General features: G+C 43.8%; 3 protein-coding genes (1 of these 3 running past the window's edge). All 3 read right to left on the bottom strand.

The window, feature by feature from the left end; genetic code table 11:
- Positions 1-7: 7 nt before the first annotated feature.
- Tightly spaced (at most 18 nt apart), the 3 genes in view from Q4592_RS00685 to Q4592_RS00675 form a layout consistent with a single transcriptional unit that may run on beyond the window.
- Complete coding sequence (locus Q4592_RS00685; RefSeq protein WP_303508521.1) at positions 8-949, bottom strand: NAD-dependent epimerase/dehydratase family protein; 942 nt, start codon at positions 947-949, stop codon at positions 8-10.
- A complete protein-coding gene (locus Q4592_RS00680; protein ID WP_303508519.1) occupies positions 946-1821 on the bottom strand; it encodes a glycosyltransferase in 876 nt (291 codons plus the stop codon). The genes Q4592_RS00685 and Q4592_RS00680 overlap by 4 nt, the downstream gene beginning before the upstream one ends.
- 18 nt (positions 1822-1839) lie before the next feature.
- Positions 1840-14066, bottom strand: partial view of an Ig-like domain-containing protein gene (locus tag Q4592_RS00675; protein WP_303508516.1) — the 3' portion only. It continues 26113 nt past the right edge of the window; 12227 of the gene's 38340 nt are visible here — the last part of the coding sequence; the start codon falls outside the window, past its right edge — the gene reads right to left on this strand; the stop codon is at positions 1840-1842.

Below are 14066 nucleotides of genomic sequence, written 5' to 3'. Positions count from 1 at the left end.
AGGTGTATTATCCTGAAAGAAGGCTAGCGAAGGGGCTAGAAAAATACTTAATCGTATTATTCAAACCTTGTTGCCACGAGGTAAACTGGTACTTTCCGAGTAAGGCGTTGGACTTAGCAAGGCAAGGCCTGCGCCTTTGTGGGTCGGCTTCTGGCAGTGCTTGAAAAGCAAAGGGCAATTGCGGGTTAATGGCACTTTTAACATCTAAAGCTAATTGCAAAATTGTTTTTTCTTGGTCATTACCCACATTCACAACACAGAGCTGCTGAGTCACTAAAGCCATTAAGCGCTGTAAAGCTGTAACAGTATCATCAACATAAACTAGAGAACGGGTTTGCATTCCATCGCCATAAATCGTTAATGCTTGCCCTTGTATAGCTTGATTAATAAAGTTAGCGATCACACGTCCGTCGTTGGCTGACATATAAGGGCCAAAAGTATTAAATACTCGAGCTATTTTCACATCTAAGCCCAGTACATAGTACTCATAACAAAGGGTTTCAGCGACTCGCTTTCCCTCGTCGTAGCAAGCCCTTTTGCTCAAGGGGTTGACGTTACCATGGTAAGTTTCAGCTTGTGGAAACTCCAAAGGATCACCGTATACTTCTGAGGTGGAAGTGAAAACAACTTTACTGTTATTTTTTAACGCAAAATCTAGCAGCCTTTGAGTTCCTAAAAAGCACGAAGCTAAAGTTGCTAAAGGCTGCGCTTGATAATGTTGAGGGGAAGCCACACAGGCAAGGTGGTAGATTTCATCTTGCTTAGGCAAGCTAGAAAAATCAAAGGAGCATATGTCTGCCACAATCAGCTTTATATCTAAACCGACTAAATTTTGCTTCGTTCCGCTCTGCAGGTTATCAATAACGGTTAGCTCAACGTCAGTGCCTAGGGCTCTAATTAGGTTAGCGCCAATAAACCCCGCGCCCCCCGTTACCAAAACCCGCTTCACTTAAGTCCGCCCTTAGCATAACCGGTGGCATAAGCTACATACTCTATCAACGCTAACACTAAATTAGCCCAAGTAAACTTTGTTGGTAAAAAGGGTCGCGGTTTAAAGTCAAGCTGATACTTGTCGGCTAACTGTCGAACCCCTCGCCCATAACGCTGAAAGCGCTTAACAAAACCGCTAAAACCATCATCAAACTCATGCACCGTAATACTGTTGAATTGATAAGCTAGCTCGCCAATTTCCAGCAGCCGGAAGGCCAAGTCAATATCTTCCCCTCCCGCTTGTTTAAAACTACAATCAAAGCCTCCAATATGCTCAATCGCCGCTTTCAGCACCAAACAATTGGCCGTGACTAAATAATCTGGTGCTAAACGTTCACTGTATATTGCTTCTCGCGGGGTAAGCGTTTCTTGCCCTCGATAATAACGAGAGAGTAAATCATTAGATATAATTTCTATCCCTCCAGCGTAAGCAACATAGTGATTCTGCTTAGTCGAGTAACCCGCCACCATGTTAGCGGTGGGAATACAATCTGAATCGGTAAACAGCACCCATTCTCCTTTTGCCAAACCAACGCCCACGTTTCTGGCAGCAGCAGGCCCCACCAACTTACATTGAGCCAGAGTTAAGGGAAGCGGATAGTCTTTTGGAAGACTCAGCGGCTGATCAGAATTATTGTCGACAATAATCACCTCTAGGGGACGCTGATCAGCGACCATCACTTGTTGAAGTCGAGATAAGAAGCGAGTTATCCCCGCTTGGTTATTCTTTACCGGTATTACCACACTCACCCTCTGCGGGCTAATGTGGCTTGCTACTTTTATTGGCTTTTTTTTGTTCGGCCGATAACCGAAGGCGCTAAGTAGGGTCATACTTATTTCATCATCTCTCTAACTCGGTGGAGGGTTATAATAATACCGTTCAGCTCTAACACGAACTTGCCCAACGTCTTCATAAGTCACATGCCCAGTAGAGTCGACCACTAAGGCCTTAAGCGAATACGTTCCTGGAGCCGTCGAGGTTTGTACTGGTACCTGTAATGTATACTGTTCGTCTTGACTATAAATATATTGCCAACATGCGTCACCTTTAAAGCCGTTGCGAGCACATAAGCTATTGGTAAGCTGATTAGCCCCCGCACCAATCTGCCGGATACCACTCACCTCTCCCATCAGCTGCACGTCACCTGCAGTAGGGGCACCATCCAAATACAGTCCAACATAGATAATATTCTTACCCGCGTCCTGTACTGTTAAATCAAAGCTTCGTTGAGATTTAGCAGTGATATCCCTATAACCAATCGACTTAACGCTAGGCGCAGGATCATCTATCAAGGATAAGTCTAAATTTTCCTCAAAATCGCCACAGTCACCACTACCTTTAAGAGTGAGTTGCTCACCTTGAAGATATTGGCTAAGTCCAGCAAGGCTGCCATCAAATTCAAAGCGCTTAGATGAGACCTGCGAGAGCACCTCCGCATTATAACTGTCATCTAGCGGTGAATATAGCGCGAGCTCTTGAATGCGAGCCCCAGCAAACTGAATTGGCTTGTCATTTATTTGCACCACAGAGTCTTGCTGCAAGGCTAACTGCTGCCAAATGAATGGCAAATAGCGGCTCTGAGCGGTATTTAACTCATTATCGGCATGATAATGACTTCCCCAGCTTAAATCTCTGTAAGGCTTGCCCGCTTCAGCCCATGCAATACTTTCCTCAGCACAACTTGCAGGACTGACAGATACGGCCCCCAGTTCGATAGCATTAATATCACCGGTTTTACTTTGCACGATTAGGCTTAAATCTTTACCGTCATCCTCAAGACTAAGCTCATGGCCCCTCGCCAACGAGTGCCGCTCAGAACTTGGTACCGCATAGAAGTTATCTCCAACGGCTAACCATCCCCAAGACATTTGTTTGAATGAGTCGATACTTCGGGTAGAGAAATGCTTATAGACTTGCTGGTAGTTATTACACTCCATGCACTCGGCCAGTCCCTTCAATAAATAGACATTGCTATCAATAGCTAATAAGTACTCGTCATTGCCTAAATGCACAAAATCGTCAACATCTGCGTAGCTGCTGCCTACTGGTACGTTTAAGTAAGGATAATTTGTTAAATCTTCCCACGTTAAACCATCATCAAGGCTTTGATAAGAGCTGCCATTTTCAGCAATTGCATACAAGGTTTGTTCATCATAGCGAGCAATAGAGAGGCTATATATATGCGGATTCATAGTGCTTGATAAAGGCTTCCACGTTAAGCCACCATCACTAGACATCAGACCCACATACCCTGTACAGCTATCATAGTAGGCAGCCAACCAAGTCTGACCTTCAATATAATTTATGAACCTAGGGCGAAGGCTGCAGCTGGTGTTTAGCCCTAAGTTTTCCGGCAAGGCATTCCATGTCAGGGCTCGATCGCTGGAACGGATCACCGAACCATCTGAATACATAGCAAGAATCACTCCATTGCTATCATTTGCAACACTAGTCAGCCCATTAGACTCCAGCCATTCCATACTAAAGTCATGAGGTAGAGGGGTCCAAGTATCGCCATTATCACGAGAAATAAGGTGAGAATCGCCAATCCATGAACCTTTTACTAACCAGGTTTGTTCACCAAGATCCATGACATCGGTATAATCACCATCTGGCACCGCAATCTCTTCCCAACTATAAGCATCGTCTATAGAGCGGAACACTTGCGCAGCAGAACCAAGGATTAACCAAGTACTTTGACCATCATTAACAATATTTTCAGAGTAATAACGCCCTTCTAAGGAGTAACGTTGTGAGCTGCTGCTTTCAGACCAATAGCTACCGGCATAAATACACGATTCTGAACCTACACAACCTGATGAGCGAATATCCACCGTTGTTCCTGAAGCAGGGTTAATAAATTCAACACCATATCCCTCTCGCTCATATTGTTTAAAGAATTGCCAATCTGATTCCAGAATTTGCTCCGCGAAGAACTGCTCTAGTTTATACCCAGTATGAATGATGCCTACATCTAGCCCTTTGAAAGGATCAATATAGAAATGGTTCGCTGATAAGGTGCCTTGGTATTCACCATTTAGGGCATAGCCTACTTGTGCAACTTCATTCAAGGAGCCAAGCTCAGCAACTAAATCATTGAGCATGTCTCCTTCCGATAAGCTTGTTAAGCTATCAATGCTATATGTTTGAGTATCCGACAATAATTTGGGTAAAGTTTTGCAGACACTACGCTTACCAGAAGTCACATAGAAGTCGAAACAGACCTGATAGTCCAGTTCATCAGCTTTCTCTAAAGTAAGCCTTAACAAGTAACGGCTACCAGACTCTTCGGCATTAGCTCGGCCCGAGTGACTATAACCACCACCATAGTCAGGGGAAGTAAAGGCTTGATTGTCGATGAACACCCCCCCGCTCTGATAAGAACAATAATCAGTACCCGCTACGTATCTATTACAGCCAGTGTATAGGTCAAAATCTAAGCCCGCATCGTAACTTCCAGACAGGTGGTACTTGCTATTAGTTAATACATCAAAGGCTACATAATAATAACCATCTGCACTAGGCCGCACCGAACCCTGTAGCCATTTTATAGCGGCATTAAAATAATGGTTGTTATCAACAGGACTGCGACCACCGTTCTCACGCCAACAGTGACTCGCAGGCGCCATTGCAGCGCCTGGCAGACATTCCTCTACAGTAAGAGTAAGCTCTCCCCCTAAGAAATTAGGGTCATAACCGACCAAGGCATCAGCAAAAGATAGCCCCTCAGTGGCAATATAAATAGTGTATTCGCCAGGTTCAAACCACGCGTAAATACCCGGAATGTCCCCTTCAAAGTCATCGCTGCTATAAATTAAATTACCATTTGCATCAACCACATAAAACAAAGCGTTAGCGCCTATGTCTCCCATAGCAATCGTTAACAGACTTCGCTGAGTAACAATAAAGCTGTGCTGCCCGACTTCACCAGCCGCAAGAACTTGATTAAGCTCAAGCAAGACATTCTCTTCTGCCTCCAGAATATCTCTAGCATTATTTTCCATAATGGTCAGCTCACCGAGCGCTTGCAATTCAACTCGGCCATCAGCATGTACCACTAATAAACTCATGCGATGTTCTCCTAATCCAAGCTCTGTATAGACAGGGATAGATAGCTGAAGATCTCGACTAAAGCCAAACTGGTATTCAGACCATTGCTTGACAAGATCTAAGTCGACAAGACAACGTTCGGCTAAAGTACAGCTCGCTTGTTGCTTATAATTAGACAGTTCACCCAATAGTTGGAAAGGCTCGTCGCTTTCTTCTACATGGGCCAGTAAACCAACATAAACGGGGGCTGCACCTTGTCCTTCAAACTCAATAGCAATGCTATTGGTCATTTCCTGCTCAAGATCAAGGCTTAGCGGACTTACGATGAAATTGCTGGCTTGATCTTTAATCTCTAGATCAAGTTGATAAGAGAAACTCTCCCCACAAGGGCTAAGACCCACTAAGTGAATACTATTATCGACAATAGCGTTCGCCAGCATCGCTTTATCGTCTAAGAAGAACCGACCCAGCGCTGTTTTAACTAATGGAATATTGGTGCTTACCCCCTCGTTATCGACGACTAATGCCAACGATTCTAGGCCGGAACTATCGATATAAAAGTCTTCATTTTTGAAGATTGGTCTTGCTATCTCAGGAGTATCTGGGCTCAAGCTCGCTAAATATTTACTCTTATCAAGCAACGATTGGCCATAATTGTCAGCAAATGACTGTGGCAACTGAATGTGACTATCATTCTCCAAATACACACCATTACTGTATTGTTCCGGAAGGCTAACACTGGTAGCCAGACATGTTTCTTCAGCCAAGTTTAAGCGACCCAAAGCGAAGTATTGCTCTTGGCTATGGTTGGCCGTATGGGCGGTAACTCTAAGGCTAAGCTGCGCCCCCTCTAGCTCACTGTTTAATAAGACCGATTGCTGTATACCTGGCGTACCGGCACAGCTTGGGGTTCTTAAATCTAAACCGGTCATTACCTTGGATTTAGCCCCATCAAGATGGATCCCAACATTAGATGCACCTAAGTAATAGTCGGCATAATAACCACCTTGAAAAAACTCAGGGAAATAAAGAGGGGTATATACCCAAGTATGGCCAAGGTCTGAAGTCAGATACAAACGGTCATTATATAAGACAGCCCAATCGCCGGCTCCCTGAACCAACTTGACAGCCCCACTGGTACCCCAGTAACTGCCTTCAGAGTTAAACGACACATCTGCTTTTTCAAATGAGGCGCTATTATCATAAGAGACATAGACTCGATCACTGCGCAAGTACATCCAGGTACCTTGCGCATCTGAGGTCAGAGATTCAAGTCCATACCCTACATTGGTAGCTTCCCAAGTTAGGCCATTATCAGTAGAACGTAATATCGAAGAACCTTCATATGCTAGCCAAACATTGTCAGCCCCCGCTTCCAGGGAACTTACCGTTTTATCCGAAAGCTCATCCACGGCTTGCCAAGTTTGCCCATTATCATGAGACATGGCCGCTTCTCTTGAGTTAGTAAGCACCATCCATGTGCCTTGCCCATTGGTTTTAACCGTTTTAATTTTTCCGGTAATAGCGCTACGAATATTTGATGGTAATAACTGCCAATTCTTGCCGTTATCAACAGAAATGTATCCGGTACCGCCTACGATAAAGCGCCCTTTACCATCACTGGCAATGTCACCGTAGTAATCATCAGAACCCGGCGACACGCTAAACCAGTTTTCACCTTCATCGCTAGAACGTAATAATTGCTCACCAAAGCCATCCGCCTCGTGAATCGCCAGCCAGGTATTACCCGATATCGCATAGCGGTTAAGGATAAGCCCGTTATTGGTTTGTTTAGTCCAGGTTTGAGTTAAATCACACTCACCACCCAAATCACTCCACTGATAAGACTTTTCTCGAGTTAAGAGATCAATACTTAGCTCGGCCATAGCAATCGTGGCTAGGGGCTCATCATCGGCTAACAATTCCACCTCAAGCGGCGCAAAGCTTGGATTAAGCACATCAAAGTCTAAGCTAAAGCTCTGCCCTTCTATTGCATCAAAGCTTCCCGTTAGCGGAGTGTGAATGATCACTTCCGGCTCAGAATTCTCTAGTACTGGAATTTGCTTAACTAATGGTAGCTCGATCAATTCGTCGGAGACACTATCTCTGACTTTAATCACTGCCATTAACAAGCCCAAGGTATCTTCTGTAACACCTTGTGGCATGCTTAAGATAAAGCGGTGAGAGCGTAGGTCTCTATCACCTAGCTGCGGGTAAGCCGAATGCTCATCACGATAAACATAGTTAGTAGTGCCGTTACAGTTGTAATCTGAGTCGTCCATGGTGGCACAGTAAAATTCACTACGCGCATAATCGATAGCGACACCATCTAACATGAAGCGCTCAATAGTAAATCGTCGATCCGAAATTATATCGAAGGTCACTTCTCCCTGTTCACTACCAAGATACAAACTATGCGAAGGCTCCGACCCCAAGAGTTGAATTCTTGGCACCTGAGTATCTTCGGTGCTGGCAGGTAACACCTTAAGCTGAATTATTTTACTTAAGCTGGTGTTTTCTAGCAGGGCGATTTCTAACTCCACTTCACCTTCGCTGTGTATATTTAGATAAGCACCAGGCTGAGTTTGGTCAAATTCAGCAATAGTGGGCTCACTACTGTGTAAATACAGCAAATCATAAGCATTGCTTAAATTAACCCCCGAATAGGTCTTCCCTTCCATTACCAAAGTAGCGGATACACTGAAACGGTATTTATTCTCTTTACCCGCTTGCATTGGGAATTCCAATACCATTGGTGAGACTTGCAAAGACGTAATAAAGAAGGGATCAACCCATGCATCCAACTCACTAGTAGGGTCGGTACCAAACTGAGCTTCTAAGTAATCAGAAACACCATCTCCATCGGAATCTTTTAATAAAGGATTAGTACCATATACGTAGATCTCGTCGTAATCAGATAAACCATCCCCATCAGAGTCAGGATTAGTAAGACTAGTTCCATGCTCAACTTCATCGCGGTTAGATACTCCATCGCCATCGAGATCATCATCGCCATCTAATGTGCCATTACCATTAGAATCAGGATTAGCGGGGTCGAGTCCATCGGTTGCGAATTCTAGCTCATTAGATAATCCATCTTGGTCAAAGTCTCCACCTTTTTGAAGAACCTGAACAGTGGCGCGGTTATGTGACTCAGCAATAACGGTATTTCCGTCAAGCGCCTCTATAGATAGTCGCAATGCTGTTCCGTCTAAGTAACCGGCCTTATCGCTATGAACAGGCGCAGATAACCTTAACATTGCTAGGTCAGTATCTTGGTAAACAGGCAGATCACCATCTACATCAAGTTTAAGACGAACGGCTAAATTAGCTAAATCAAATGTATCAGCGTGCTCCGCAGATAGAACAAACTCTTCACCTTCTAATACATAAGGGTAACTCGGTATATGTAAACGCAATGCTGGCACACAGGTAGATAACTGCTGAGGTAGCAACGAATCACTAGCCGCTACACCGACTAGTACTGAAGATGCACTGTCAATTTGATAGCACTGAGATAAAGCCAAAGGCTCTAAAGGAATAAACTTCACCTGTTCGTCTTCTACAACAAACTCGCCATCTACCATTTCATCATTGGCAGTGACAGACAAAACGCTACCAAAGAACGGTTGGGTAACCGCTTCATTAAAGACTAAATTGATTGGCGAAATGATGCTGTCATCAACCCGCCCTACTTCGACCGATAGAATTGCGGGTAAGGGTTTAAGGAAGTCCAGCTCTAAGCTTCCTAAGTGGTCTAATTGAACGCCTAAATCAACCAACTCTTTACCCACTACAGTGATTTTTTCTATCATTGGGGTAAATACTTTTGCTGTTGCAATACCAGAGGACATAGCCACAGTGACTTGATTTGCATTGCTATCGATTATCGCGGAGCCGTCAACTTGTAACAACAAATCGTAATCTGCGCTTTCTGCGTTAAACGGAGTAACAGTGGTTACGTGATTATAATATTGGTCACGTAATGTGGCTTGCACACTAACGATTTCTCCGGCTTCCAGTCGGTCTATATGCCCTAGTGGCAAATTAGTACGCTCGGTCGCTTCCACCGTTACGAATGCTGCATTGGCTCCAACTACACTAATGTCAATGTTATCTAGTGCGATAAAGTGGCTTGTGCCATCTTGGTCGTAACTTGAGAAGACTGAGCCATTATCCATTATCCCTAGCGCTAAACTGTAATCACCCGCTTTTTGAGCAATAGATAGCGGCACTGATGCAACACCATTTTGCAAGTTAATGATTGCTTTTTCAGCACCATTAAATTGAGGAATTAGCTGCACGTAATCTGCATAGCCAAAGTGGAATCCGGGCTGTTCAAATGTGGCGGTTAATTGAGTTTGGCTATCTAACTCAACTAGGTTATTACCTACGTCTCTCGCTATAAACTGTAACTCTGCGATTTCCCCAGCCACTAAAGTAGGAAGATATTTAAGTTGTACTTCTGCAGTTTCCCCAGCAATTAAACGTACCCCCATAGCGACAGTAATGTCACTAACACCAGGGTCAACATCTAACCATGCTGCATTACTTAACTTGGCTTGCAATTGATACAATCCAGCAGATATTGCGGTATTCAGAACTAACGATACCTCACCATTACTGCCAGAAATTTGTTGTTCCAACTCAATCACTTCACCTTCAGGCTTGCCATCAACATAAGCTTGCAGTAACCAGCCAATAGTTTGTAACGGTACACGTCTACCTGTTCTATCCAGAACAGCAACGTTATAAGTAGCAGGTTGGCCAACCGAAACATACGGCTGATTGATGGTTACTTCAGCTAAAGGATTTACAAATGCTAAGCTATTTGGCCTAAACCACAAAGGAATTGAAAACTCGGCAGATTCACCCTGTTGCCCTAGTGAGTCAGTTAAGCGCAATCTAAAGCGATAAACATTATCGGCCACTTCTTCAGCAGGCATAGGCAACGAGAGTTTAAGCTCACCATTTAAGGATGTTTCTGGGTCAAAACTTGCGCGCGTAGTCGACAGTCCTAACGACTGACTAGGAATAACTTCAACCTTAACTACATCATCCCCTTCATTAGCTAGATTAAAATTGCCAAGGGTTAAACGAGCATGGCCGCCATAAAAACTTGCAGGATCGAAGTCAACCGCTAGCTTAGAAAGGTCTGGGGCTTTGTCTTGTACCAAATTTACAGCAATTGGTAGTTCAGTAAGTTGGCCTAAATTGTCTGTAACACGGAGAACTAACAACTCATTACTGTTTGCTGTTAAGCGCTCTGTACGTTGGTCTCGGTAACGATTCGTAAAGCGAGTTGTTTTACCGCTCACCGCAACAGGGTAAACAAAGCTATTCCACTCAATTTCGGCTAAACGTAAATCAACATCATCAGCAAAATCAGCACTTAATGTGAATCTCCCCTGTTCAAATATTTCCATCGGAGAAATCACAACATTAGATATAGACGGGGCTGAATCCTCAACCATCGTATAGCTTTGCTCGTATAGGCTTCGGTTACCCGCATTATCAACAACTTCTAGTTGATAACTATATTCTGTTCCGGCGATAGCCCCCTGCTCAGTGATATTTATCTCACCATCAGAGAACCTTGCGGCAATCATCAAACCATTACGCTTCATAATTGCTGAAGCCACACCACTTTCATCGTCACTTACGGCGACGTTAATTTGGTAGGCATGCTGTTCAATGATGTCACCGTCATTATTTAATGCGCCGCTAAGCTGATAAGCTCCAATATTAGGTACTACTGAGTCTTCGGCTCGAACAAATGATATAGGCACAGAATCAGTAGTGTTACCGAATACATCAACGGCCCTCACCTTCAAGAATCTCCCGCTATCTTCAAGGCCATAATCTCGGTAAATCACATATTCTGGTCCAAAATGCTTACCGATAACTTGATAAGGACCAAGCTCAGTATTCGCTTCTAGGTACTCGACTTGATAAACCGGCACAGAGGAATCATTAACCACCGCTCTAATCTCTAGCGGTTTAGGAACATAAGTAGCAAAACCGTTAGTCGGTTTAACTAGCGTCACATTAAAGGCATTACCAGGAAGTTCCTCACCTTGTAATAGTACTTTTAACGCTTGGCTTTGATGCAAATTACCATTTTGTAATTCAACGAGAGCTTTAACAAAAAATGGCTGACCATTACGCAAACTAGGTGGCACTAATGCGTCGGCAACAAATGGACTTTTATCACTTCCCCCAACTTCTAGCTGATTAATGAAATAGCGAACAGAAGCAACGTGAGATGTATCGTTCAAACGCAATGAAACAGAATCACCTTGTACAAAGGTAGACCCTTGTACTGGGGACGCTAAACCGGGTTGAGGTGAAAAATATTGCCTATTTAATTCATAAACTCTCACTCCTTGGTTTACTAAACCTAGAACAATGAGATCTTGATCAATGTCTAAAGAGCTTATCTCATCACTAAAGGTATAGGGTAAATAGTCGTCTATTTGCATAGTCTCTGCGTTGACTACCGCAACAGTACTATTGTTTTCATTTTGATAGGCTACGTAAATATAGCCATTTGCATACACCATAGCAGTAGCTTTACGTAAATCGGCAATACTTAAGCTAGAAGTTGCGTAATCGATTAACGATAATTTGTTGAGGGTTCCACTTTGCATAAAGTACAGTGCATCGCTTGAATTACTTAATAGACGGATCTGTTCTGCAGCGCCATCAATAACACTTTCAATAACTGTATCAAATGCTTCAAACGGCATTTCACCCAATCGAATTCTATATAGGCGACGATTATTGGTCGCAACAAACAAGGTTTCCCCTAGATTTCTAACGTCAATGATCGTTTCACCCAGCGGTAAATCCACAGAATCAATCGAATTAAGATTCTCTTTATTAGCGAACCAGAGTTGATTACCTTGAGCAGCAACAATACGCGTAGGCGTTGTGATCAACTCTTCGGCAACGACATTTGAGAACACAGATGTAACTTCAGGTGAAGCGCTTGCAAAATCATCTATCGCTATACGACTAATACTGCCAAACGAATGGCTAGCGATATAAACGAACTTCTCATCCAAAGCTATTTTGTCGATAGCCTGTGAGAAGCCTTTTTGCGGATAGCTTTGTTCTTGCCATTGTTCAACATTACGTTGGAACAACAAACTCCCATAATAACCAGCTGCAGCTGCCACGTGGCCATTCTGTATTGCGACTTCGCTTATCGCACCTTTGGTTCCATCAGAAGCAAGTACTAAGCTTGGACTATGAGGCTCAACGTTTATGTTAACCACCGTCCCATTGTCACCACCCAACCACAACTGACCGTTAAACCAAGTGGCCGCTTTAGCACCTGGATTTGCAGGAAGTGCAAAGTAACCTAGTGATAACAGCTGAGAAGGGTTAACCGCATCGATAAGTGTTAATACCCCGTTAGTCGCGTCTAACGCTAACAAGTATCGGTCAAACTCTATTAACATTTCGGCAGAGGTGCCCAAATACAGTTCATCAAGAACAGTATTCCCATTTAAGGAAACTAGTTGCTGCTGAGCATTAAGAACAAACTCCACCTCGCCTTTAGTTAAACTACTGAGAGGGGTTTCAAGCTCAACACGTAAATCGACTAGTTCATGTAGAGCCAAGCTTTGGTTCCCGCCTACAGCATCTAAATGACCTTCAAATCTATGTAAGCTATCGCCTTGTAAAACACTAAATCCATTTAAACTCGCGCGAATCGAACGGATCTCTCCTTCGCCACTATAGGGTTGAGAAGATTCTCCCTTTGATTGCTTGCTATTTACCGCTACTTGCTCGAGCGTATTGCCCTTTATTTGATAAGCCACTAATGAGTATTCTTGCTGTACCAACAAGATATCTGCATAAACAGCCATATAGTGAGTACGTGAAAGCGAAGGTGTACTGCTCAGTAACTGGAAGCCTTCCTGAGGATCGACAATTTGTAAGCCTTGCCCCTCAACTGCCAACAACAGTCGGTCACCAATTCTTACCATGGCTGTAATGTCACCCGCCATTTCTACCACAGCGTCACCGTTGTGATTGATTAACTCCCTGCCTACGCTGTGCCATGCTTGACCTGCATCACCCAACATTGTGTCGAAAGGCAATCGTTGACCAGCGGCCTCGACTGAGACGCCTTTACTCACTGCCACCTTAAATTCCTGTGCAGATTGATTGCCTTCTGAATCACGTAATATTGCTTGAACAGATAGCTCTTGAGTATCAGGTACCACAAAGTTTACTTGATTCTCGTCTGCAGAGATTAACTCACCATTGAGTTCGAAAACCTGCAGCTCACCTTGTAACTCAGTCGATGAGTTAGTCAAGGTATACGCCACATTTGCACCCACCATTGCGCTAGCACTTATGCCCTCTACAATAGGTTTAGGCAATTGAGATCTTGCTAGTATTTTAAAGGCGACTTCACGTTCAGAGTAATAATAATGCTCTCCGTGATACGCCCTTACTTGCGCATAATAAATATCACCACTTACTTGGCTAGGCAGAGGGATGTCAATCTCACCGTTGCTATTTGCCAACAACCAACGACCTAGTTGATTACGATTGAAATCAAACAAACGCACTTCAGCAAAGCGGAAGTTATCTACTTCAGTACCGTTAACTTGATATTTAACAGACGCAACTGAGCCACTCGCGAACGTATCTGTAGTAAGAGGAGATAGAATATTTACCGACAAGCTATCTGATTGATTCTCTATAACTTGGTATTGAGTGCGAATAGTAGGCGAGCTGTCTATATTTAGCTCTACACTCAAATCATCTATAGAATCAATTTCAGCCCAAGCCAACAAACTAGAGCTATCAAAAGAGGCGTAAGCTAACTCAGTGCCTTTTATAACGCCCGATGCCCGTTCAACACGAGAACTACTGAGCAACGTGGATACTAATGGTACGGTCGCGCCTTCGGCTATAGTTTGCAGTTCAGGAGGAGACTGATTGCTTAAATCTGCTCCTCGCTCTGTCGCCAAATAAATAGGTTCTTCAGTTCTGCCTAAATGAG

Source organism: Agarivorans sp. 1_MG-2023 (genome assembly GCF_030548385.1).
GTDB lineage: Bacteria > Pseudomonadota > Gammaproteobacteria > Enterobacterales > Celerinatantimonadaceae > Agarivorans.
This window is presented reverse-complemented; position numbering and strand designations above follow the sequence as displayed.

Bases quoted from the DNA above. Each gene is read 5' to 3' on its own strand.
- Q4592_RS00680 (WP_303508519.1), bottom strand. From the start codon at position 1,821: ATGACCCTACTTAGCGCCTTCGGTTATCGGCCGAACAAAAAAAAGCCA.